22 protein-coding genes are annotated in these 23,188 nt (G+C 73.7%); 17 read left to right on the forward strand and 5 right to left on the reverse strand.

Annotation, left to right across the window (positions count from 1 at the left end; translation table 11 throughout):
* The first annotated feature begins 38 nt into the window (after positions 1–38).
* Positions 39–1,502 (forward strand): GTPase HflX, encoded by a 1,464-nt coding sequence (hflX, locus tag ACZ6S5_RS01665; RefSeq protein ID WP_465996657.1) that lies wholly within the window; start codon positions 39–41, stop codon positions 1,500–1,502.
* A gap of 50 nt (positions 1,503–1,552) precedes the next feature.
* Positions 1,553–3,145 carry a hypothetical protein gene (locus ACZ6S5_RS01670; RefSeq protein WP_465996659.1) on the forward strand — a complete coding sequence of 531 codons (1,593 nt, stop codon included), beginning with the start codon at positions 1,553–1,555 and terminating at the stop codon, positions 3,143–3,145.
* Positions 3,146–3,193: 48 nt separating this feature from the next.
* Here the strand turns inward: ACZ6S5_RS01670 and lexA are convergent, their stop codons facing one another.
* Positions 3,194–3,976, reverse strand: a complete 783-nt coding sequence (gene lexA / locus ACZ6S5_RS01675) for a transcriptional repressor LexA (RefSeq protein WP_465996661.1) — start codon at positions 3,974–3,976, stop codon at positions 3,194–3,196.
* Between the two features lie 546 nt (positions 3,977–4,522).
* Here lexA and nrdR point away from each other — a divergent pair.
* Positions 4,523–5,023, forward strand: a complete 501-nt coding sequence (gene nrdR / locus ACZ6S5_RS01680; RefSeq protein WP_465996663.1) for a transcriptional regulator NrdR — start codon at positions 4,523–4,525, stop codon at positions 5,021–5,023.
* Between the two features lie 33 nt (positions 5,024–5,056).
* Complete coding sequence (locus ACZ6S5_RS01685) at positions 5,057–7,948, forward strand: vitamin B12-dependent ribonucleotide reductase (protein WP_465996665.1); 2,892 nt, start codon at positions 5,057–5,059, stop codon at positions 7,946–7,948.
* 405 nt (positions 7,949–8,353) lie between these two features.
* Here ACZ6S5_RS01685 and ACZ6S5_RS01690 read toward each other — a convergent pair whose 3' ends face one another.
* Positions 8,354–8,497 (reverse strand): hypothetical protein, encoded by a 144-nt coding sequence (locus ACZ6S5_RS01690; protein WP_465996667.1) that lies wholly within the window; start codon positions 8,495–8,497, stop codon positions 8,354–8,356.
* 329 nt (positions 8,498–8,826) lie between these two features.
* Here ACZ6S5_RS01690 and ACZ6S5_RS01695 point away from each other — a divergent pair, with 329 nt between their 5' ends.
* The 5 genes from ACZ6S5_RS01695 to ACZ6S5_RS01715 all read left to right on the forward strand — a co-directional run bounded on the left by ACZ6S5_RS01695 (position 8,827) and on the right by ACZ6S5_RS01715 (position 11,251).
* Positions 8,827–9,039, forward strand: a complete 213-nt coding sequence (locus tag ACZ6S5_RS01695; protein ID WP_465996669.1) for a hypothetical protein — start codon at positions 8,827–8,829, stop codon at positions 9,037–9,039.
* The gene (locus ACZ6S5_RS01700) at positions 9,036–9,209 is read left to right on the forward strand and encodes a hypothetical protein (protein ID WP_465996670.1); all 174 of its coding nucleotides are present in this window, start codon (positions 9,036–9,038) and stop codon (positions 9,207–9,209) included. Before ACZ6S5_RS01695 ends, ACZ6S5_RS01700 begins: the two co-directional genes overlap by 4 nt.
* Before the next feature lie 9 nt (positions 9,210–9,218).
* On the forward strand, positions 9,219–9,968 hold the full coding sequence (locus tag ACZ6S5_RS01705) for a nucleotidyltransferase domain-containing protein (RefSeq protein ID WP_465996672.1): 750 nt from the start codon (positions 9,219–9,221) through the stop codon (positions 9,966–9,968).
* Positions 9,965–10,900: a DUF2332 domain-containing protein gene (locus tag ACZ6S5_RS01710; RefSeq protein WP_465996674.1), complete on the forward strand. Its 936-nt coding sequence runs from the start codon at positions 9,965–9,967 to the stop codon at positions 10,898–10,900. The genes ACZ6S5_RS01705 and ACZ6S5_RS01710 overlap by 4 nt, the downstream gene beginning before the upstream one ends.
* Before the next feature lie 192 nt (positions 10,901–11,092).
* Entirely contained in the window at positions 11,093–11,251 is a 159-nt protein-coding gene (locus ACZ6S5_RS01715) for a hypothetical protein (protein ID WP_465996676.1), read from the forward strand.
* Here the strand turns inward: ACZ6S5_RS01715 and ACZ6S5_RS01720 are convergent.
* Positions 11,232–12,422 carry an RNA polymerase sigma factor gene (locus ACZ6S5_RS01720; RefSeq protein ID WP_465996971.1) on the reverse strand — a complete coding sequence of 397 codons (1,191 nt, stop codon included), beginning with the start codon at positions 12,420–12,422 and terminating at the stop codon, positions 11,232–11,234. The two genes, ACZ6S5_RS01715 and ACZ6S5_RS01720, sit on opposite strands and share 20 nt — an antisense overlap.
* A gap of 65 nt (positions 12,423–12,487) precedes the next feature.
* Complete coding sequence (locus ACZ6S5_RS01725; protein WP_465996678.1) at positions 12,488–12,829, reverse strand: YciI family protein; 342 nt, start codon at positions 12,827–12,829, stop codon at positions 12,488–12,490.
* A 184-nt stretch (positions 12,830–13,013) separates the two neighbouring features.
* On the opposite strand from ACZ6S5_RS01725, the gene ACZ6S5_RS01730 reads away from it, so the two are divergent.
* From ACZ6S5_RS01730 to ACZ6S5_RS01750, 5 genes are all read left to right on the forward strand, one after another.
* Positions 13,014–14,042 (forward strand): hypothetical protein, encoded by a 1,029-nt coding sequence (locus ACZ6S5_RS01730; RefSeq protein ID WP_465996680.1) that lies wholly within the window; start codon positions 13,014–13,016, stop codon positions 14,040–14,042.
* A gap of 105 nt (positions 14,043–14,147) precedes the next feature.
* Positions 14,148–15,605: an alpha/beta fold hydrolase gene (locus ACZ6S5_RS01735; RefSeq protein ID WP_465996682.1), complete on the forward strand. Its 1,458-nt coding sequence runs from the start codon at positions 14,148–14,150 to the stop codon at positions 15,603–15,605.
* Positions 15,606–15,681: 76 nt separating this feature from the next.
* Entirely contained in the window at positions 15,682–16,659 is a 978-nt protein-coding gene (locus ACZ6S5_RS01740) for an asparaginase (protein WP_465996684.1), read from the forward strand.
* Between the two features lie 47 nt (positions 16,660–16,706).
* Positions 16,707–16,949 carry a DUF5522 domain-containing protein gene (locus ACZ6S5_RS01745; protein WP_465996686.1) on the forward strand — a complete coding sequence of 81 codons (243 nt, stop codon included), beginning with the start codon at positions 16,707–16,709 and terminating at the stop codon, positions 16,947–16,949.
* A 188-nt stretch (positions 16,950–17,137) separates the two neighbouring features.
* A complete protein-coding gene (locus ACZ6S5_RS01750) occupies positions 17,138–17,689 on the forward strand; it encodes a hypothetical protein (RefSeq protein WP_465996688.1) in 552 nt (183 codons plus the stop codon).
* Between the two features lie 26 nt (positions 17,690–17,715).
* Here ACZ6S5_RS01750 and ACZ6S5_RS01755 read toward each other — a convergent pair whose 3' ends face one another.
* Positions 17,716–18,402 carry a metal-dependent transcriptional regulator gene (locus ACZ6S5_RS01755; protein WP_465996690.1) on the reverse strand — a complete coding sequence of 229 codons (687 nt, stop codon included), beginning with the start codon at positions 18,400–18,402 and terminating at the stop codon, positions 17,716–17,718.
* 98 nt (positions 18,403–18,500) lie between these two features.
* Between ACZ6S5_RS01755 and ACZ6S5_RS01760 the strand changes: the two genes are divergently transcribed.
* From ACZ6S5_RS01760 to ACZ6S5_RS01770, 3 genes are read left to right on the forward strand one after another with little or no spacing between them, the layout of a single operon-like run.
* Positions 18,501–19,358, forward strand: coding sequence for a sulfurtransferase (locus ACZ6S5_RS01760; RefSeq protein ID WP_465996692.1), 858 nt, complete (start codon positions 18,501–18,503; stop codon positions 19,356–19,358).
* 48 nt (positions 19,359–19,406) lie between these two features.
* Entirely contained in the window at positions 19,407–20,588 is a 1,182-nt protein-coding gene (locus tag ACZ6S5_RS01765; protein WP_465996694.1) for an acetoin utilization protein AcuC, read from the forward strand.
* Positions 20,589–20,613: 25 nt separating this feature from the next.
* Complete coding sequence (locus tag ACZ6S5_RS01770; RefSeq protein WP_465996696.1) at positions 20,614–23,172, forward strand: bifunctional acetate--CoA ligase family protein/GNAT family N-acetyltransferase; 2,559 nt, start codon at positions 20,614–20,616, stop codon at positions 23,170–23,172.
* The last annotated feature ends 16 nt before the right edge of the window (positions 23,173–23,188 follow it).

The following is a 23,188-nucleotide window of genomic DNA, read 5'->3' on the forward strand; positions in this document are numbered from 1 at the left end:
ATGCCCCGGCAATAGACATAACGGACAGGAGACGCGGTTTGCGCGAGCAGGAGACCTTCCTTCCCTACGAGGACGACGAGTTCGACGCCACCACCGGCGAGTTCGAGCTGTCGGAGCGGCAGGCGTTGCGGCGGGTCCCCGGCCTCTCCACCGAGCTCACCGACATCACCGAGGTGGAATACCGCCAGCTCCGGCTGGAGCGGGTGGTGCTGGTGGGGGTCTGGACCGAGGGGACCCAGGAGGACGCCGAGAACAGCCTCACCGAGCTGGCGGCGCTGGCCGAGACGGCCGGCTCGCAGGTGCTCGAGGGGCTGATCCAGCGGCGCAACCGGCCCGACCCGGCCACGTACGTCGGTCGGGGCAAGGTCGACGACCTCGGCGCGGTGGTGCTCTCCACCGGCGCCGACACCGTGATCTGCGACGGTGAGCTCTCCCCGTCGCAGCTGCGCAACCTGGAGCAGCGCACCAAGGTCAAGGTGGTCGACCGGACCGCCCTGATCCTCGACATCTTCGCCCAGCACGCCAAGAGCCGGGAAGGTAAGGCCCAGGTCGAGCTGGCCCAGCTCGAATACCTGCTGCCCCGGCTGCGCGGTTGGGGTGAGACCCTCTCCCGGCAGACCGGTGGTAGCGGCCGCGGCGGTGGCGCCGGCGGCGGCGTGGGTCTGCGCGGTCCGGGTGAGACCAAGCTCGAGACCGACCGGCGCCGGATCCGGCACCGGATCGCGCGGCTGCGCCGCGAGATCAAGAGCATGACGACGGTACGCCAGACCAAGCGCGCCCGACGCTCCCGCAACGCGGTGCCCGCGGTGGCCATCGCCGGTTACACCAACGCCGGCAAGTCCAGCCTGCTCAACCGCCTGACCGGGGCGGGCGTGCTGGTGGAGAACGCGCTGTTCGCCACCCTGGACCCGACCACCCGCCGGGCCACCACGTCCGACGGGCGGCTCTACACGCTCTCCGACACGGTCGGGTTCGTCCGGCACCTGCCGCACCAGATCGTCGAGGCGTTCCGCTCGACGCTCGAGGAGGTCGGCGACGCCGACCTGGTGGTGCACGTGGTCGACGGCACCCACCCGGACCCGGAGGAGCAGGTCCGGGCGGTCCGCGAGGTGCTCGCCGAGGTGGGCGCCGACCGGCTGCCGGAGCTGCTGGTGGTCAACAAGACCGACGCCGCCGACGAGGAGACGCTGCTGCGGCTCAAGCGGCTCTGGCCCGAGGCCGTCCTCGTCTCCGCGCACAGCGGGCGCGGGATCGACGGGCTGCGCGAGGCGATCGAGCAGCGGCTGCCCCGCCCGGCGGTCGAGGTCCACGCCGTGCTGCCGTACGACCGGGGGGACCTGGTCGCCCGGGTGCACCGGCAGGGTGAGGTGCTGAGCACGTCCCACCTGCCCGAGGGCACCCTGCTGCACGTCCGCGTCGGCCAGGCGCTCGCCGCCGAGCTGGCGCCGTACCGGGCGGGGGACCGGCTCACCGTGGACGAGCGGGTGGGCGTCGGCGGCTGAGCCGTCCGGCGTCACCCGCCCGAAACCCGCGTCGTGCGACACTTGGCGCCATGCGGCACGCTGTCTCCTCGGTCACGATCGCGCTCGGCCTGATCGGCGCGGTCGTGGCACCCGCCGGCCTCGCCGTGGCGGCTCCCGCCGCGGTCCCCGTGCTGGCCGCGGCTCCCAAGAAGAAGTGCACCGTCGAAGACAAGCGGCTGCGCGAGCTGTCCGGGCTGGTCGCCACCAGCACCGGTTACGTCGTGATCGACGACAGCAGCGACGACCCCAGCCACAAGAAGGTCTTCTACCTCGACACCAGGTGCGGCATCGCGAAGGAGCCGGTCTCCTACTCCGGGGCCGGGCCGTACGACACCGAGGACCTGGCTCTCGGGCCGGACAAGAAGACGGTCTGGATCGGCGACATCGGGGACAACGCCACCAGCAAGACCCGCCGGGAGCGGATCGCCGTCTGGACCATGCCGTTGAGCGGCAAGAGCAAGCCGGTGCTGCACCGGCTGTCGTACCCGGAGAAGAAGCCGCACGACGCCGAGGCGCTGCTGATCGGGGACGACAACCTGCCGCTGATCATCACCAAGGACCCGTCGGGCAAGGCGGAGATCTTCAAGCCGTCGGGCGCGCTGAAGTCGGGTGACACCCCGCCGGTGCCGATGGAGAAGGTCGGCGAGGTCACCGTCCCGAAGACGAACACCGACAACAAGCTGGGCGCGCCGGGCCGGCTGACCATCACCGGCGCGGCCCGCTCGCCGGACGGCAGCAAGGTCGTCCTGCGGACGTACGCCGACGCCTTCGAGTACGACGTCGCCAACGGCGACATCGTCGGGGCGTTGAAGGGGACGCCGCGGGTGACCCCGCTCGCCGACGTGTTCGGCGAGGCGATCTCGTACACCCCGGACGGCAAGAGCTTCGTCACGGTCTCCGACGTCGGCCTGCTGGACGACACCGAGCCGGTGGAGATCCTCAGCTACGTCCCGTCGACCAAGGGCGTGGAGGCGCTGCCGAACCCGGCCGGCGCGGCGAAGCCGGCCGCCGAGAAGTCGTGGTTCGAGAGTCTCTCGCTCGACGAGATCACGTACCTGATCGCCGCGGTGGGCGTGATCGGCGCGCTGATGGTCGGTGCCGGCATCTTCGGGATCATGCGGTCCCGCAGCAAGCCGCGGCCGGCGGAGCCGGCCGAACGGGACGACGAGTTCCCGGCGCACGGCGGCTTCCCGCCCGAGGCCGGCGGCCCGCGGGGCGGCGTCTACGGCGGCAGCGGCGGGGTCTACGGCGGCGCGTCGGCGAACGGCGCCCCCGGCCACCCGCCGGCTGGCGGCGTGTACGGCGGCGGCCGCCCGCAGGACGGCGGCGGACGCGGCAGCGGTGTCTACGGGGGCCAGCCGGGCGGCGGTGGCCGTCCGCAGGGCGGCGTCTACGGCGGGGCTCCCCAGGGCGGCGGCTACGGCGGCGGCCAGCAGGGCGGGGGCGGCTACGGCGGCGGCCAGCCGGGCGGTGGCGGCTACGGCGGCGGTGGCCGGGCCGACCCGCCACGCCGGGGGTCGGGCCACGGCGATCCGCGTGACCGGCGGGGCGGCGGATACGACGACCGGGGCCAGTACGGGCCGGTGTCGGGTGGCCGGGAGCACCGGGGCGACCGCTACTGATCGAAGCTACGGGTGACCGCCCCGCGGGGCGGTCACCCGTACGTCTCGTCAGATCCGGCGCAGCACGGCGACCACGCGACCCATGATGGTGGCGTCGTCGCCCGGGATCGGGTCGAAGGCGGGGTTCTGCGGCATCAGCCAGACGTGCCCGTCGCGACGGCGGTAGGTCTTCACCGTCGCCTCGCCGTCGAGCATCGCGGCCACGATGTCGCCGACCTCGGCGTTCGGCTGCTGCCGGACCACCACCCAGTCGCCGTCGCAGATCGCCGCGTCCAGCATCGAATCGCCCTTGACCTGGAGCATGAAGACCTCACCCTCGCCGACCAGCTCGCGGGGGAGGGGGAAGATGTCCTCCACCGCCTGCTCGGCGAGGATCGGGCCACCGGCGGCGATCCGGCCCAGCATCGGCACATACGCGGGGGCGGGCCGCTGGGCACGGGCCGCCTCGTCGTCGACCTCGCCCGGGGCGCGGACGTCCACCGCGCGCGGCCGGTTCGGGTCGCGCCGCAGGAAGCCCTTCTTCTCCAGCTCCTTGAGCTGGTAGGCGACGCTGGACGGGGAGACCAGGCCGACCGCCTCGCCGATCTCGCGCACGCTCGGCGGGTAGCCGTGGCGCTCCACCCAGGTGCGGATGAATTCCAGGATCCGGCGCTGCCGGGCGGTCAGGTCGACCGTGGTGGGGTCGGGGAAGCTGCTGACCACCGGTGTGACCGGGCGCACGGCGGGCTGGGCCGCCCGGCTGCGCGCGGTGCGGGGTCGACGGGTCGCCGGCGGAACCGCCCCGTCGATCGGCTGCGGGTGCTGCTGCCGGCTGGCCCGGTCCTCGGTCACGTCCGTCCTCCCTGGTCGGCGCTGGGTGCCTCGTCGGCTCGTGGTGCGTGCTCGGGTGGTGCTGCCGACCGGCCCGACGCGACACGTCGCATCCGGTCGTTGTTGACCGTATAGGTGAGATCGGCCATTTTCAAACATCTGTACGACGTGTTGTCGGCGTGTCGCGGCAAAATCCTGGATTTCCGAACGCCTGTTCTGATAAATGGTACGTCGGCCTCGAACGAATGTTCTATCGGCGTGTCGCGTGACCCCTGGACCGGCCGCCCGTTGGGCCCTCGGTGAGGCGTGCGGAGAGGCGGGACGGGTGAGTGATTCTGATGACGCGCCGGACACGCCGGCCAACTTGACCTCGCTAGTGCGACGGCATACGGTCAACCCCTAGATGTAGTAGTCACACGGGCGTAAGTCGCCTACAGGTTGGGTTCAACTACCGAACGCACTCCCGTACCGTCCAGCCGGCGTCAGCCATCGAGTGATGGCTTCGTCGTGGCGACGCGCGCCCGGGAGCCGGTCGGTGTGCCCGCGGTCGATGAAGGAGGTAAGGCGATGCGGTGTCCGTACTGCCGGCATGCCGACTCCCGGGTGGTCGACTCGCGGGAGGCCGACGACGGCCAGCTCATCCGGCGGCGGCGGGCCTGCCCGGAGTGCGGCAAGCGGTTCACCACCGTCGAGGAGGCGGTGCTCGCGGTGGTCAAGCGCAGCGGGGTGACCGAGCCGTTCAGCCGTACGAAGATCATCGGCGGGGTGCGCAAGGCGTGCCAGGGTCGGCCGGTCGACGACGACTCGATCGCGCTGCTGGCGCAGAAGGTCGAGGAGACCGTGCGGGCCAAGGGGGCCGCCGAGATCCCCAGCCACGAGGTCGGGCTGGCCATCCTCGGGCCGCTGCGCGACCTGGACGAGGTGGCCTACCTGCGCTTCGCCAGCGTCTACCGGTCCTTCGACTCGCTCGCCGACTTCGAGCGCGAGATCGAGACGCTGCGGGCCGCCGCACGCGCCCGGGAGGGCGCCGGCGCCGAGGCGGCCGAGGCCGCCGGCGCGACCACCTGATTCTTTCGGATTTCTGACAGTTGATGAGGCGCGGTGGGTGACCGCGCCGACGAGGGGGGCGAGGGCGTGACGACCAGCAAGTCACGGAACAAGGCCGGGGCGGGGTTGAAGATCGAGCGCGTCTGGACGACCGAGGGGGTGCATCCCTACGACGAGGTCACCTGGGAGCGCCGCGACGTCGTGATGACGAACTGGCGGGACGGCTCGATCAACTTCGAGCAGCGCGGGGTGGAGTACCCCGAGTCCTGGTCCGTCAACGCGGCCAACATCGTGACCACCAAGTACTTCCGGGGCGCGGTGGGCACCCCGCAGCGGGAGTGGTCGCTGCGGCAGCTCATCGACCGGGTGGTAGAGACCTACCGCACCGCCGGTGAGGAGTACGGCTACTTCGCCTCCCCGGCCGACGCCGAGGTGTTCGCGCACGAGCTGACCTGGATGCTGCTGCACCAGGTGTTCAGCTTCAACTCGCCGGTCTGGTTCAACGTGGGCACGCCGTCGCCGCAGCAGGTCAGCGCGTGCTTCATCCTGGCCGTCGACGACTCGATGGACTCCATCCTCGACTGGTACAAGGAGGAGGGGCGGATCTTCCAGGGCGGCTCGGGCGCCGGCGTCAACCTCTCCCGCATCCGTTCCTCCAAGGAGCTGCTCTCCTCCGGCGGCACCGCCTCCGGCCCGGTCAGCTTCATGCGCGGCGCCGACGCGAGCGCGGGGACCATCAAATCCGGTGGCGCCACCCGGCGGGCCGCCAAGATGGTCATCCTCGACGTGGACCACCCGGACATCGAGGAGTTCGTGGCGACCAAGGCGCGCGAGGAGGACAAGATCCGCGCGCTGCGGGACGCCGGCTTCGACATGGACCTGGGCGGCGCCGACATCGTCAGCGTGCAGTACCAGAACGCCAACAACTCGGTCCGGGTCTCCGACGAGTTCATGACCGCCGTGGAGAACGGCGGCGGCTTCGACCTGCGCGGCCGGCTCGACGGGCAGACCATCGAGACGATCGACGCCAAGAAGCTGTTCCGCACCATCGCCCAGGCCGCCTGGGAGTGCGCCGACCCCGGCCTGCAGTACGACGACACCATCAACGACTGGCACACCTGCCCGGAGACCGGGCGGATCACCGCGTCGAACCCGTGCTCGGAGTACCTGCACCTGGACAACTCCTCGTGCAACCTGGCCTCACTGAACCTGATGAAGTTCATGCGCGCCGACGGCACCTTCGAGGTGGAGAAGTTCGTCAAGTCGGTCGAGTTCGTCATCACCGCGATGGACATCTCGATCTGCTTCGCCGACTTCCCGACCGAGAAGATCGGTGAGACCACCCGCGCCTACCGGCAGCTCGGCATCGGGTACGCCAACCTGGGCGCGCTGCTGATGGCCTCCGGCCTGCCGTACGACTCGGAGCAGGGCCGGGAGGTCGCCGCGGCGATCACCTCGCTGATGACCGGCACGGCGTACCGCCGCTCGGCCGAGCTGGCCGGCATCGTCGGCGCGTACGACGGTTACGCCCGCAACGCCGAGGCGCACAAGCGGGTCATGCGCAAGCACGCCGCCGCCAACGACGCGATCAAGCCGACCGGCACCGTGGCCACCGCCATCCAGCGCGAGGCCACCAAGCAGTGGACCCTGGGCAACAAGGTCGGTGACAAGAACGGCTGGCGGAACTCGCAGGCCAGCGTGCTCGCCCCGACCGGCACCATCGGCCTGATGATGGACTGCGACACCACCGGTGTCGAGCCGGACCTGGCCCTGGTCAAGTTCAAGAAGCTGGTCGGCGGCGGCTCGATGCAGATCGTCAACCAGACCGTGCCGCGCGCCCTGCGCAGCCTCGGCTACCCCGAGGAGCAGGTCGAGGCGATCGTCGAGCACATCGCCGACCACGGCCACGTGGTGGACGCCCCCGGCCTCAAGCCGGAGCACTACCCGGTCTTCGACTGCGCCATGGGCGAGCGGTCCATCGCGCCGATGGGCCACGTGCGGATGATGGCGGCCGTCCAGCCGTTCATCTCCGGCGCCATCTCCAAGACGGTCAACATGCCCGAGCAGGCGACCGTCAAGGACGTCGAGAAGATCTACTTCGAGGGCTGGAAGCTCGGCCTCAAGGCGCTCGCGATCTACCGGGACAACTGCAAGGTCGGCCAGCCGCTGTCGGCTGCCAAGCCGAACAAGGCCACCGCGCAGACCCCGGCCGCCGAGGTCGACAAGGTCGTGGAGAAGGTCGTCGAGTACCGGCCGGTGCGCAAGCGGCTGCCGAAGAAGCGCCCGTCGCAGACCATCTCCTTCTCGGTCGGCGGCGCCGAGGGCTACCTCACCGCCTCGTCGTACCCGGACGACGGCCTCGGCGAGGTCTTCCTCAAGATGTCGAAGCAGGGCTCGACCCTGGCCGGCGTGATGGACGCCTTCTCGGTGGCCATCTCCATCGGTCTCCAGTACGGCGTCCCGCTGGAGACGTACGTCAGCAAGTTCACCAACATGCGCTTCGAGCCGGCCGGCATGACCGACGACCCGGATGTGCGGATGGCGGCCTCGGTGATGGACTACATCTTCCGTCGCCTGGCCCTGGACTTCCTGCCGTACGAGCGCCGCGCGGAGCTGGGCATCTTCACCGCCAAGGAGCGGGCCGCCCAGCTCCAGGCCGAGGCGGAGGCGGAGGCGAGCGGTGCGGACCTCACCGCGATGGCCGCCTCCGCCCCGGTCGAGGTGCCCGAGCCGAAGGCGGCCCCGGTCGCCCAGCCGGCGCAGGAGATGGCCGAGGTGGCCGTCGTCAAGCCGGCGCCGTCGGTCGGCTCCAGCACCGAACTGCTGGAGGCCGTGATCGGCAAGGCCGCCGACGCGCCGCTCTGCTTCACCTGCGGTACGAAGATGCGGCCGGCCGGCAGCTGCTATGTCTGCGAGGGCTGCGGCTCCACCAGCGGCTGCAGCTGACGTACGACCGCTTCGCGAGCGCGGCAGGGATCCCCTGCCGCGCTCGCGGCGTTCTCGCCACTCCACTTCGGGGAAGTTGCGGTGTCCCCGTGCCCCCGACACCGCCACCTCGGCGAACCGGCGGCGGCTCGGTCCGCCTCCCGCCGGCCAGGCTGGCGGGAGGGGTGGCTGTGTGTCGCCGCCTGTCGAGCTGAAATCAGAAACGACTCAGGCGTCCTCGGTACGCAATCAGCCGACATGTGCGCAGCGAACCGACAACTGCGGTACGCAGGCTACGAACTTGATGTCGCGAACGACTCAGCTGCCCGTGCCCATCAAGTTGCCGGGGCGGGTGGGCACTGCTTACCTGGGCTGCTCAGCAGACCTCTTGTCGCTCGCGTCGCGTGTTGCGGCCGAGCTCTCCGGTCAGCGTTCCTCGTCGCCATCCGTCGGGCGGGGTGGGCGGTTGTGCCGTGCCCACTCATCCACCTCATCGGCGTCCCAGACCGTCATTCCGATCAGGCGGGCGACAGGCTCGGGGAAGCCGGGCCTGCGGGTGATCTGCAGCACCCTCTGACGCGACACGCCGAACACAGCGGCCAACTCGCCGGGTCCGTACAAGCGCGGTCGCTTCACGGCCTGAACGTAGGCGCGTCTTGCCCTGTATGACAACACATCAGTGATTGCGCGAGGTGGGTCACCGCTAGGAGGCCGCATGCGCCAGCGCGTGTCGTACGACGACTACCTGCTTGCGGTCGCGTTGGCGCTGGCTCGTCGACACCGTCCGGTGTGGTCGTGGCGGCTCTGGCGGCGGACCTGCCGGTGCGGCGCGGAACTGCCCTGCCGAGCCCAGCACCGCATCCCGATCCGACGCGGCCGCTGGCCGGGGAGGAGCAGGCGTGACCGAGCTTCAGGTCGAGCAGATCCTGTCCGTGCACCTGCCCGGTGTCGACGGCCTCTGCGGCGGTTGCCGATGGTGGTGGGCGCGGCTGGCTCCCGCGCCGGTCTCGCTGGCCCTCTATATGGGGTCCTACCTGGTGTGGGCGGCCGAGGACCTGACCTGGGTGCCGGCCGGGCTGCTGCACCGACGGTTCCGGCGGTGGATCCGGTGAGCATCATCCGGCGCGGTGACGAACGGTTCCATTACAGCGACGGTTCGCACAAGTGGATCCTGCCGGATCCGGACTACGACCAGGAAGTCTGGGACGAGATGGTCCGGCAGCATCAGCGTCAGCACCTGGCGGAGATCTCGCGGCGACGCAAGCCGCGGGAAACTTCATAGACTGCGTTCATGGTCACCCCGCCACCCGTCGTTGACGCGTTCGCCAGGGACGTCGCGGCGCTCGGCTGGGTCAGCGACCTGCTGGTCGCGGGTTCGTTGGCGACCGGCGACCACATCCCGGGCGTCAGCGACCTCGATCTGGTCGCGGTGACCGACGGCCCGGTCGACGCCGCCCGGCAGACCGCGCTCGGCACCGTGCACCGTCGCCTCGACGACGGGGTCGGCTCCGGTGCCAACCTCGGTTGCGTCTACGTCGACGCCGCGACGATCTCCGACGTCCAGGTGCGGCATCCGACCTGGACTCACGGGCAGCTCGTCCAGCGCATCCTCTCCGGGATCACCCGGGCCGAGCTGGTGCGGCACGGGTACGCGATCTTCGGTCGGCCGCCGGGCGACGTCCTGGCGCCGATGGGTGCCGACGACGTCCGGGCGGCGGCCCGCGCCGAGCTCACCGGCTACTGGGCCTGGGCGGCCCGGCGTCCGTGGCGGTGGCTGGACCCGACGCTCGCCGACCTCGGGCTCACCTCGATGGCCCGGGGCCGCCACGCGCTCGGCACCGGCGCCCTGCTCACCAAGACCGCAGCCGTGCGGGAGGCCGACGCCCCGGCCTGGCTGATCGAGCAGTTGAGCGCCCGGCGCCGGGGGGAGCTGGTCGCCTCACCCCGCGTACGGACCGCCCTGATCGCCTGGCGGGACGCTCGCCGAACCGTCGCCCGCGCGCGGCGGCCCGCTCCGCCGGCCGGGTCGGCCGAACGGTGACCACTGCCGAGAGGTACGCCGAGTTCGCCGCCCGCGAGGCGCGGGGCGTGTCGCCCGCGTACGAGCGCCTGGCGCTGGCGGTGTCCCGCGACGACGAGCTGCTCGCCCTGATCGACACGCTGCCGCCGGCCAAGCGGCAGCCGAACCTGCTCTTCGCGGTGGTCCGGCTCCTCGGCGGTCCGGTCGAGGACCCGACCGCCTTCCACGACCACACCGTGGCGAACTGGCCGGGCATCGAAGCGGAGATCCGGACCCGGGCGACCCAGACGAACGAGGCGGGGCGGTGCGCCGTACTGCTGCCGGTGCTGGCGTCGCTGCCGCAGCCGCTCGCTCTCCTGGAGGTCGGCGCCTCCGCCGGTCTCTGCCTCTACCCCGACCGGTACGCCTACCGCTACGGCGACCGCCTGCTCGGCGCGGGCACCCCGGTCCTCGACTGCACGCTCACCGGTACCGCACCCCCGGATCGCCGGCCCGAGGTGGTGTGGCGAGCGGGGTTGGATGTGAACCCGCTCGACGTGACCGACCCTGCCGACGTCGCGTGGCTGGACGCCCTTATCTGGCCGGAGCATGCGCACCGCCGCGAGCGGTTGCGGAAGGCGGTGCGCGTCGCCGCCGCCGATCCTCCGCTGCTCGTCCGCGGCGACCTGGTGGACGACCTGCCCGCGCTGGCCGCGCTGGCACCGTCCGGCGTGACCCTGGTGGTGTTCCACACCTCGGTGCTGTACCAGGTGCCCGCGCCCCGACGGGACGCGTTCGTCGAGCTGGTCCGCACGCTGCCCGGGCACTGGGTCGCGAACGAGGATCCGGACGTGCTGTCCCACGCCGCGTTGCCGGCGCAGCCGGGCGGGGCGTTCCACAACGTGCTCGCGCTGGACGGGGCGCCGCTCGCCTGGACCCGGGGACACGGCCAGGGCATCACCTGGTTCGGGTGACCCGTGTCCCGCGGCCCCGGGCGGTCGGGTTCAATGCATGACCATGTCGCTGACGATCGGACCCGCGTTCACCATCCCCGGTTACACGACGGTGGGGCCGCCCGACTTCGACACCGAGTTCGACGCGCCGGTCCACGACGCCGAGAGCCTGGTGGGGCATCCGGCCTTCTGGGGTACCACCTGGCCGGGCCGTTGGGCGTCGAGCGGGCGGCGGAGGGCGCCTTCGCCGTCACCGCTGACGAGTACGCCGCGATGTGCGCAGTGCTCGGCGACCCGGAGCACTGGCCGGCCGTCCCGGTCCGGCTCGGTGTGGCGCGCGGCAACTTCATGATCAACCGACTTTGGCGGTGACCTCGGTGAGGCGGGCGGTGAGGAAGGCGCGTTCGGCCTCGTTGTCCACCAGTTCCAGCGCCCTCCGGTAGGCGTCGGCGGCCTCCTGGTGGCGGTCGAGGCGGCGGAGCAGGTCGGCGCGGATCGCCGGGAGGTAGTGGTAGCCGGCCAGGCGGGGGTCGGCCGCGAGTGCGTCCACTGCGGCCAGGGCGGCGGCCGGGCCGTCGACCATGGACACCGCCACCGCCCGGTTCAGCGCGACCACGGGTGACGGCCAGCGTTTCAGCAGCTCGTCGTAGAGGCGGACGATCTGCGGCCAGTCGGTGGCGGCGTAGCTGGGCGCGACGGCGTGCAGCGAGGCGATGGCGGCCTGGAGCGCGTACCGGCCGACCCGACCGGTGCGGAACGCGCCCAGGACCAGCCCGTTGCCTTCGTCGATGGCGGCCCGGTCCCACGCCGAGCGGTCCTGCTCCTCCAGCGTGAGCAGGCGGCCCGAACCGTCCGTGCGGGTGGCCCGGCGGGCGTCGGTGAGCAGCAGCAGCGCGAGCAGCCCGCGTACCTCCGGCTCGTCGGGCATCAGCGCCAGCAGCATCCGGGTCAGGTGCACGGCCCGGGCCACCAGGTCGGCGCGGACCAGGTCGGCGCCGGTCGGCGCGGTGTGCCCGGTGGTGAAGAGCAGGTGGATGACGGTCAGTACCGCATCCAGCCGCTCGGGCAGTTCGGCGGCCTCCGGCACCCGGTACGGGATCCGCGCCGCTGCGATCTTCTTCTTGGCCCGGGTGACCCGGGCGGCCATCGTCGTCTCGGAGACCAGGAACGCCCGGGCGATGTCGCCCGTGCTCACCCCGCAGACCAGGCGCAGGGTGAGCGCCACCTGGGCCTCCCGGGCCAGCGCCGGGTGGCAGCAGGTGAACACCAGTCGCAGCCGGTCGTCGGGCACCGCGTCCTCCCCGGGCTCCGTCGGCTCCTCGGCCTCCGCCGGCTCCACCAGCAGCGGCATCTTGGACCGGAACACCTTGTCCCGGCGTAGCACGTCGAGGGCCTTGCGCTTCGCGGTGGCGGTCAGCCACGCGCCGGGCTTGTCGGGTACGCCGTCGCGTGCCCACGCCGCCAGCGCGGCCAGGTAGGCGTCCTGCACGCACTCCTCGGCCACGTCGAGGTCACCGGCGACGCGCGCCGTCGCGGCGAGCACGAAGGCCCACTCGCGACGGTGCGCGTCCGCCACGGCGCGTTCCGCCGCGGCCGTACCGGCGTCGCTCACTCCGCCGGCGGCTGGAAGAGCGGCCGGACCTCGACGCCGCCGTCGATGGTGGCCGGGTTCAGCTTGGCGATCTTCAGGGCGACGTCCAGGTCGGGGGCCTCGAGGATGAAGAACCCGGCCACGACCTCCTTCGCCTCGATGAACGGGCCGTCGGTGACCAGGTCGCCCCGGATCGCCGTGGCGGTGGTGCTGGGCTGGAGCGCGAACCCCGTGACGATCTTCCCGCCCAGCTCGTCGACCTGGGCCGGGTAGCGGTCGAGCAGCGCCAGGTAGTCGGGCGTGATCTCCATCGGGTCGGCCGGCGCGGGCGAATAGATCAGGACTGCGTACTGGGCCATCGGAATCTCCTCTGTTCGGTGTGCCACCTTCTTGCCATCCCGACGGGCGGGGCCGGCCGGATTCGACAACGGGCCCGGAAAATTCTTCCCGGTGTGCCGGCCCGGACCGGCGCCGGCACACCGGGCGGGCGCGATGAAGATCTCGGGACGCCGGTCGCTGGTGTCGATCTGACATCATGCCGGCATGGCGTGGCCACCGAAGCTGCCGTGGAGACGGAACCCCTTGGCGGCGTTGGTGGTCGGCGTGCTGGTCGGCTGGATCCTGCTCGCCGTGCTGATGAGCGGCGAGTCGCTCGACCGGGCCGACAAGGCGGCCAGCGTGGTCGGCATGCTCGTCGGGCTGGGCGCCCTGGTGGTCACCCTCATGGAGGTGGCCCGACGGAGGTCGACGGGGGGCGCGGCGGAGCCGGCGGACGTGTCGCCGGCCCTGCTCAAGCGGCCCAGCGTGCTGGCCGCCGCCGCGACGATGGGCGTCGGACTGCTCGTGGTGATCCTGGTCGGTCTGGGCGGGGGCGGCGAACCCGAAGCCGCCGGCGGCCCCACCCCGAGCCCGACCAGCGCCGCTCCGGCCAGCTCCGCCCCCGAGTCCACCGGCCCGGCGTCCGCTCCGGTCGAGCGCTGTGCCTCGCCGACCGCACCGGGGGCGTCCCCGGCCGCCGTGGGGGCGTCCCCGGCCGCCGCGGGCGCGTCCCCGACCGCCAGCGCCTCCATCGAGGTGGTCCGCCATGACGGCCTGCTGGTGCTGTCCCGGGGCTACTACGCGGATCTCGATTCGCTCTGCCCTGACTGGGACGTGGCCGAGGTGCTCGGCTCGACAGGTGGGGACATCGGCAACGACGGGGAGGGCCTGGTCCGTAATCCCACGGCCGGGGTCCAGATCGCCGCCGTGCAGCGCGATGCCCCCGCCACCTTCGCGATGTGCGCTGCGAACACCGACTACCTCGGCGAGGCCCTGACGTACCAGGCCCTTCAGGTCGGGGACCGGTACTGCGTGCTGACCGACGACGGGCGGCGCAGCCTGCTCACCGTGCGAGGGTTCGTCCGGGACAAAGGGCGGGTCAGCGTCCAGGTGCAGGTCCGAACCTGGGCGGAGCAGCGGGAGGGCGAGAAGACGGACTACGGGCCGTGGATCGTGGGCGGGATCATCCTCCTGGTACTGATCGGCGGCGGAGCCAAGAAGGCCACCTCGGGCGAGGCCGGGTCCGCCGACTGAGCCCAGCCGCCGGTCCGCCCTTCCTTTCACGGTCGGTGACGGCGGGACCACGGTGAGATCGGGTCGCGACTAGTGTGGACGGTCCCGAGACGACGGGAGATCACCATGCGGGTCCCTCGCCCCACCGTGTCCAGCGTCCTCGCTCTCCTGCTACCTGCCGGCTGGGGGCTGGTGGCCGGCGGGTGGACGCCGCGCGGCCCGGGCACCGTCGGCACCGCGCTCGCCTCGATCGGGATCAGCCTCGCCGTCGGGCTCGCGGCCGGCTGGCTGAGTCGCTCCCGGTGGGCGATGCTCGCCGCGCCGGTGCTCTTCGCCGTCGCCGTGGAACTGGTCCGGCTGCGGCTGCGCGGGCCGACCGTCGACCGGCCGCACCTGACGCCGTTCGGCCTGGTGACCCTGCTCGCCGGGCGTGGGGTGCACGGGCTGCTCTCGCTGCTGCCGCTGCTGGTGGGCGCGGCGTACGGGGCCGGGCTGGCCCGCCGGTCCGCCGGTGCCGAGCCGCGTCGGCCGGTGCCGCGTTGGCTCGGCCGGGGCGTCGTGGGGCTGCTCGCCGCCCTGCTGGCCCTGGTCACCGTCGGCGCGGCGGTGCCGGCGCGGACCGCCCCGATCCCCGGCGGGATCGCGGAGTTCGACACCGTCACCTCGGCCGGCCGCGACCTGGGGCTGCTGATCCGGGGCGCCGACCGGCGCGCCCCGGTGCTGCTGGTGGTGCCCGGCCCGCCCGGCGGCTCGGAGACCGGCTCGGTCCGCCGGCATCTGTCCGGCCTGGAACGGCGCTTCGTGGTGGCCACCTGGGACCGCGCGGGCGGGCCCCGGTCCTGGTCGGCGTTCCGGTCCCCGGCGGACTGGACCTTGGCGGACGAGGTGGCCGACCTGCTGGCGGTGACCCGGCACCTGCGGCAGCGGTTCGGCCGCGACCAGGTCCACCTGCTCGCCCACTCCGGCGGCACCATCCCCGGCCTGCTCGCCGTCCAGCGCCATCCGGAGCTGTTCGCCGCGTACGTGGGGGTCGGGCAGGTCGTGAGCCTGCGCGAGGCCGACCGCAGCGAGTACACCGACATGCTCGCCTGGGCCCGGCGGACCGGCCGGACCGACCTCGCCGAGCGGATGGCCGCCCAGGGGCCGCCGCCGTACCGGGACATCTGGGCGTACGAGCCGCTGCTGGCCAACGAGCCGGCGGCGTTCGCGGTCGACCGCACCGGCGCCGGCGAGGACGAGACCGGGGTGGTGAGCAACCTCGGGGTGCCGGAATACAGCCCGCTGGAGAAGGCCCACCTGTTCGGCTTCCTCGACGGCTGGGACGTGCTCTACCCCCGGCTCCAGGACCTCGACTTCCGCCGCGACGTGCGGGAGCTGCGGGTGCCGGCGTGGTTCGTGGACGGCGCGCAGGAGGTGCCGGGCCGGCTGCGCCTCTTCGACGAGTGGTACGCGCAGCTCCAGGCCCCGCGCAAGGACCACCTGGTGATCCCGGGCGCCGGGCACCGGTCGCTGTTCGAGCGGCCGGAGCCGTTCGTCGCGTACCTGGACCGGGTGCGGGGCGCGACGGGTGCGGCCGGCGACTAGGGTCGACGTTCATGATCGAACCGGACCGGCTGGCGTTCCTGCTGGCCACCCGTCCGGCCGATGGAGCGGAGACGGCGTGAGCATCGCCCTGTACACCCTTGGCGGCACCATCGCGATGGCCGGCACCGGCACCGGGGGAGTGGTCAGCCGGCTCACCGGCGCCGACCTCACCGCCGCCGTACCCGGGCTCGCCGGGATCCCGCTCGACGTCCGCGACGTCGAGGCGGTGCCCAGCGCCGCCCTGACGTACCCGCAGATCCTGGACCTGGTCGACGCCGCGGGCGCGGCGGTGGCGCAGGGGGCGACCGGCGTGGTGGTCACCCAGGGCACCGACACCCTGGAGGAGACCGCCTACCTGGCCGACCTCGTCTGGCCGCACCCGGCGCCGCTGGTGGTCACCGGCGCCATGCGCAACCCCACCCTCGCCGGGCCGGACGGCCCGGCGAACCTGCTCGCCGCCGCCCGGGTGGCCGCCGCGCCGGCCGCGCGCGACCTCGGCGTGCTGGTCGCGTTCAACGACGAGATCCACGCGGCCCGGTTCGTCCGCAAGACCCACAGCACCAGTACGGCCACCTTCGCCTCACCCAACGCCGGCCCGCTCGGCCACGTGATCGAGGGAGAGGTACGCCTGCTCACCCGGCCGCCCCGGCACGCCCCGCTGCCGCCGGTGGACGCGGACCGGCTGGCCGCCACCCGGGTGGCCCTGCACACCGTCACCCTCGACGACGACCGGGCGCTGCTCGACCTGGTCGCCCGCGACCGGGACGGCCTCGTCGTGGCCGGCTTCGGTGTCGGGCACGTGCCGCCGGCGTTCGCCCCGGTGCTGGAGGCCCTCGCCACGCGGATGCCGGTGGTGCTGACCTCGCGGACCGGGGCCGGGTCGGTGCTGCGGCGCACGTACGGGGCGGTCGGCTCGGAGACCGACCTGCGGCGGCGCGGGGTGATCTGGGGCGGGCTGCTCGATCCGTACAAGGCGAAGGTGCTGCTGCGGCTCCTGCTGGCCGGCGGCGCCGGGCCGGCCGAGGTCGCCGAGGCGTTCGCCCGGCACGGCTGAGCGCACCGGCAGACTGCCCAAAGGGGGCCCCTCCTTACACTCGCCCGGTGAGCGGAGAGCGACTTCCCCTGGCGGACCGGCCGCTGACCGAGCCGCACCCGTCGCGGCTCTCGCCCGACCATCCCGACCGCGAGCGGATCCTGGCCGCCCACGCCGCCGCGCTGGCCGCCGGCGAGGCCGGCTACCCGGACCCGGCCAGCGGGCTCTTCGTGCTCAGCGCCGGCTTCCTGGCCCGGCGCGGCACCTGCTGCGGCCGCGGCTGCCGGCACTGCCCGTACGTGACCGACTGACGGCGCTGGATTGCGGCATCCAGGGGTTTCCCCGCCTCCGGAGTGCCCGATCTGCCGCATTCCGGGGGGCGATCAGGCCCGGGCGAGGTGGCCAGGCCCGTCCCGGTCTTTCGCGGCGGCGGGGTTGCCCGTACGGTGTCCGATGGACATCCGGCGGGCACCCCGCCGACGACTGCGGAGGTCTCCACGTGCACGCCCGGACCTGGCTCCTCGCATCGGCCGCCGTCCTGCTGACCGCCGGCTGTGCGGCGGAGAAGCCGCCGGTGGCAGTGCCGGCGGCGGAACCGGCGGCGGTGCCGGCGGCCGCGGCCTCCTCGGGCGGGGCGTGCCGGCTGCTCGACTTCGCGGTGATCGCCAAGCACACCGGAGGGAAGTTCGACGTGGCGGCCGCGGTGGACAAGGGCGACACGCACACCTGCGTGGTCCGCGCCGAGCGGGCGCTGCTGCCGGACCTGACCCTCACCGTCACCGACACCTCGATCGACACGTCCGGCTTCAGCATGGACGTGCTGCCCCGCGGGGCGAAGAAGATCAGCAAGCTGGGGAAGATCGCCTACCGGCGTACGCTGCCGAAGAGCGGCAAGACCGGCCCTGCGGCCGAGGTGGGCTGGCTGGCCACCGAGGGCCGGCTGGCCACCCTGCGCTGGACCTGCCCGCCCGGCACCGCCGCGGCGGAGGCGGACAAGCTGGCCCCGAAGCTGGTCGACCTGGCGAAGTCCCTGGACACCCGCAAGCTCTGACCGGCGGGCCGTTCCGCCCGGTCGATTCAGCGGGCCGCGACGAACACCCGGGAGGCGACCTCGCGGGGCAGCCGGATCCGGTCGCCGGAGCGGTCGATCGACACGCCGTCGCGCTCCTGCGCCACGGTTACCGTGGCGCCCGGGTCGACGCCCGCCGCGTGCAACTGCCGCAGCACGTCCGCGTCGGTCTGCACGCTCTCGCAGATCCGGCGGACCACGACCTGACCGGAGAGCCCGGGGAAGGCCAGGTTGCGCTCACCCTCGGCCGGGGCGGTCTCGGCCGCGCCGGCCTCACCCAGCTCCTCCAGGCCCGGGATCGGGTTGCCGTACGGCGAGCGGGTGGGGCGGTTGAGCAGGTCGTAGACCCGCTTCTCCACCGCGTCGCTCATCACGTGCTCCCACCGGCAGGCCTCCTCGTGGGCCTCCTCGTAGGGCATCCCGATCACGTTGACCAACAGCAGCTCGGCCAGCCGGTGCTTGCGCATGACCGAAACGGCGGTGTTACGGCCCAGCGAGGTGAGCGACAGGTGCCGGTCGCCCTCGACGGTGAGCAGGCCGTCCCGCTCCATCCGGGCGACGGTCTGGCTGACGGTGGGACCGCTCTGCTTGAGCCGCTCCGCGATCCGGGCGCGCAGCGGCGGCACCCCCTCCTCTTCCAGTTCGAGGATGGTGCGCAGGTACATCTCGGTCGTGTCGACCAGGTCATGCTTCACGTCAGCGGCCTCCCGGTGGTCGATGCTACCCCGGACCCCCGACGATCGACTGACGGCGAAGCGCGAGGTCGCTGCCCGGATGGTGTTGACTGGACCGCATGTCCGGAACCGATGACCTGCTGGTCGAGCCCGACCGGCTCGCCGCCGAACTCGACCGCGCCGACCCGCCCACCCTGCTCGACGTCCGCTGGCGGCTGGTCGGGCCACCCGGCCGGGACGACTACACCGCCGGTCACCTGCCCGGCGCCGTCTTCGTCGACCTGGACACGGAACTCTGCGGCCGCCCCGGCGCCGCCGGCCGGCACCCGCTGCCCGACCCGGCCGCGCTCCAGGCCGCGTTGCGCGCCGCCGGGGTCCGCGCCGGTCACCCCGTCGTGGTGTACGACGGCGGGGACGGCATGTCCGCCGCCCGCGCCTGGTGGACGCTGCGCTGGGCCGGCCACCGGCCGGTCCGGCTGCTGCAGGGCGGGTACCCCGCCTGGTGCGCCGCCGGCCTGCCCGTCTCCACCGAGGTGCCCACGCCCGCCCCGGGGGACGTCACCGTCGCCCCGGGCGCGCTGCCGGTGCTCGACGCCGCCGAGGCCGCCCGGTTGGCCGCCGCCCACGCCGGGGTGCTGCTCGACGTACGGGCCGCCCCCCGCTACCGGGGCGAGACCGAGCCGATCGACCCGGTCGCCGGGCACGTGCCCGGCGCGGTCAACCTGCCCGCGCCGGAGTACGCCGCCGACGGCCGCTTCCCGGCCGCCGAGGCGCTGCGCGCGCGGTTCGCCGCCGCCGGGGTGGCCGAGGGTGCGCCGGTCGGGGCGTACTGCGGCTCCGGGGTGACCGCCGCGCAGGCGGTGCTGGCCCTGCACCTGGCCGGCCGGCCGGACGCCGCCCTGTACGTCGGCTCCTGGAGCAACTGGGTCGCCGACCCGGACCGGCCGGTGGCCACCGGCGAGACAGCCGGGTCCTGACCAGGGCGTGCGGTGGGTCCGGGCCGGCGCACGTGCGACGATGGCCGCATGGCCGACGACACGGTGGTGGTGTGGGACGAGGCCCTGCTCGCCTACGACATGGGTGACCATCCGCTCGACCCGGTGCGGGTCGAGTTGACCATGGCGCTCGCCCGCGAGCTGGGAGTGCTGGACCGGCCCGGGGTGCGGCTGGTCAAGCCGGAGCCGGCCGACGACGCGCTGCTGACCCGGGTGCACGACCCGCGCTACCTGGACGCGGTGCGGGCCGCGCCCCGGGATCCGCTCTTCGCCGGCTTCGGGCTGGGCACCTCGGACAACCCCGTCTTCGACGGCATGCACGAGTCGAGCGCGCTGATCGCCGGGGCGAGCGTGGCCGCCGCCGAGGCGGTGTGGCGCGGCGAGGCCCGGCGGGCGGTCAACGTGGCCGGCGGGCTGCACCACGCCATGCCGGCCCGGGCCGCCGGGTTCTGCGTCTACAACGACCCGGCGGTGGCCATCGCCCGGCTGCTCGACCTCGGCGCGGAGCGGATCGCGTACGTGGACGTGGACGTGCACCACGGCGACGGCGTGCAGGAGATCTTCTACCGCGACCCGCGGGTGCTCACGGTCAGCCTGCACGAGACCCCGCTGGCGCTCTTCCCCGGCACCGGGTTCCCGGACGAGACCGGTGGGCCGGGTGCCGAGGGGAGCGCGGTCAACGTTCCGCTCCCGCCGGGGGTCGGCGACGCCGGCTGGCAGCGCGCCTTCCACGCGATCGTGCCGTCGGTGCTGCGCGCGTTCCGGCCGCAGATCCTGGTCACCCAGTGCGGGGCGGACGGCCACAAGGCCGACCCCCTCGCCGACCTGCACCTCTCCGTGGACGGGCAGCGGGCCACCTACGTCGCGCTGCGGGCGCTCGCCGACGAGCTGTGCGACGGCCGTTGGGTGGCCTTCGGTGGCGGCGGGTACGCGCTGGTCGAGGTGGTGCCGAGAGCCTGGACGCACCTGCTCGCGGTGGCCACCGGGGAGCCGGTCGAGCCGGCCACGCTCACCCCGCCGGCCTGGCGGGAGCTGGCCGTCGCCCGCCGGCCCGGCCACGACGTGCCGCTGCGGATGACCGACGACGCGGACCCGGCGTACCAGCCGTGGCAGCCGACCGGCGAGCCGAACGCGGTGGACCGGGCCATCGCCGCCACCCGCAAGGCGGCGTTCCCGCTGTTCGGGCTCGACCCGCACGACCCGCGCGACTGAGCCGGCGGTAGGGGAGGACCGACCGGTGACCACCGTCGAGCAACCCGTGGACGTGCTGCTCAGCGACGGTACGACCGTCCAGCTGCGACAGATCCGTCCCGACGACGCCACGGCGATCGTGGCGATGCACTCGCGCTTCTCCGAGCGCACCCGCTACCTGCGCTACTTCTCGCCGTACCCGCGCATCCCGGACCGGGACCTGCAGCGGTTCGTCAACGTCGACCACCGCGACCGGGAGGCGTTCGTGGTGCTGGCCGCCGACCGGATCGTCGCCGTCGGCCGGTACGAGCGGCTCGGCCCCGCCTCGCCCGAGGCCGAGGTGGCCTTCGTGGTGGAGGACGCCTACCAGGGCCGGGGGATCGGCTCGGTGCTGCTGGAGCACCTGGCCGACACGGCCCGCCGGTACGGCATCGTGCACTTCGTCGCCGAGGTGCTCCCGGCCAACGGGGCGATGCTGCGGGTCTTCTCCGACTTCGGCTACCAGGTCGCGCGCCAGTACGCCGACGGCGTGGTGCACCTGAGCTTCCCGATCGCCCCCACCGAGGCGACCCTGGAGGTGCAACGCGGCCGGGAGCACCGCACCGAAGCGCGGTCGATCGCCCGGCTGCTCGCCCCGCGCGGCATCGCCGTGTACGGGGCCAGCACCACCGGCCAGGGCGTCGGCGCGGGCCTGCTCGGGCACCTGCGCGACGGCGGCTTCACCGGCACGATCGTCCCCGTGCACCCGAGCGCGGCCACCGTGGCGGGGCTGCCCGCGTACCCGTCGGCCGCCGACGCCGGGGCCGAGATCGACCTCGCCGTGGTGGCGGTCGCTCCGGAGGCGGCCATGGACGTGGTCGCCGACGCCGCGACGGCCGGCGCGCACGGCCTGGTGGTCATCTCCGCCGGGTTCGCCGAGTCCGGTCCGGCGGGGGCGGCCGCCCAGCGCGCCCTGGTCCGGGCCGCCCACCTGGCCGGCATGCGGGTGGTCGGGCCGAACTGCCTCGGCGTCGCCAACACCGACGAGCGGGTACGCCTCAACGCCACCCTCGCCCCGGTGCTGCCCGCCCCCGGCCGGGTCGGCGTCTTCAGCCAGTCCGGCGCGTTCGGCGTGGCCCTGCTCGCCGAGGCGTCCCGGCGCGGCCTCGGCCTGTCCAGCTTCGTCTCCGCCGGCAACCGGGCCGACGTCTCCGGCAACGACCTTCTCCAGTACTGGCAGGACGACCCGGGCACCGACGTCATCACGCTCTACCTGGAGACCTTCGGCAACCCGCGCAAGTTCGCCCGGCTGGCCCGGCGGATCGGCCGGAGCAAGCCGATCGTGGCGCTCGCCTCGCTGGCCCGTCCCCCGGGCGTCGGCGACGGGAGCCCGGCCCTGGACGCCGCGGCGGTCAGCGCGCTCTTCGCCCAGTCCGGGGTGATCCGGGTCGACACCGTCTCCGAGCTGCTCGACGTCGGCGTGCTGCTGGCGCACCAGCCGTTGCCGGCCGGTCGCCGGGTCGCCGTGGTGGGCAACTCGTCGGCGCTGACCGGGTTGGCCGCCACCGCCTGCGCCGCACAGGGCCTCACCGTGGCCGACGGCTACCCGCACGACGTCGGCCCCCGGGCCGGCGCCGCCGAGTACGCCGCCGCGCTCGCCGCCTCCGCCGCCGACGAGCGGGTGGACGCCGTGGTGGCCGTCTTCGCCCCGCCGCTGCCCGGCCAGCTCACCGATCCGGAGGCGGACTTCAGCGCCGCCCTGCCCGACGCGGGCACCACCGGCAAGCCGGTGGTGGCGACCTTCCTCGCCGGCCGGGTGCCCGCCGGGGTGCCGGCATACCCGAGCGTGGAGGAGGCGGTCCGGGCGCTGGCCCGGGTCACCACGTACGCCGACTGGCTGCGCCGCCCGCCCGGCGTGCTGCCCGAGCTGGACCGGATGGACCGGCTGACCGGGCACGCCGCGCTCCGCGCCGACGGCGCCGACCCGGCGGGGCTGCTCGGGGCGTACGGGATCGAGGTGGTCGAGTCGGCGCCGGCGTCCTCGGCGGACGAGGCGGTCGCGGCGGCCGAGCGGCTCGGCTGGCCGGTCGCCCTCAAGGCGGCCGCCCCGGGCCTGCGGCACCGGCTCGACCTCGGCGCGGTCCGGCTCGACCTGGCCGACTCGGCGGCGCTGCGCCGCGCGTACGCGGAAATGTCCCCGGTCTTCGGCGCGGACGTCCTGGTCCAGCCGATGGTCCCGCCCGGCGTGGCCTGCGTGGTGGAGCTGGTGGAGGACCCGGCGTTCGGCCCGGTGGTCGGGTTCGGGCTCGGCGGCGTCGCCACCGAGCTGCTCGGCGACCGGGCCTGGCGGGCGGTGCCGCTGACCGACCGGGACGCCGCCGAGCTGGTCGACGAGCCGCGCGCCGCGCCGCTGTTGCGCGGCCACCGGGGCGCCGCGCCGGTGGACCGGGCGGCCCTGGTGGACCTGCTGCTGCGGGTCGGCCGGCTGGCCGACGAGCAGCCCCGGGTCCGCTCGCTCACCCTCAACCCGGTACTGGCCCGCCCGGACGGCATCTCCGTGCTGCACGCCACCGTCCGCACCGGCGCGGAGGCCCCCCGCCCGGACACCGGCCCCCGCCGGCTGTGAGGAAGGGCCCCGGCCG

The sequence above is a fragment of the Micromonospora sp. NPDC051924 genome, assembly GCF_055586005.1.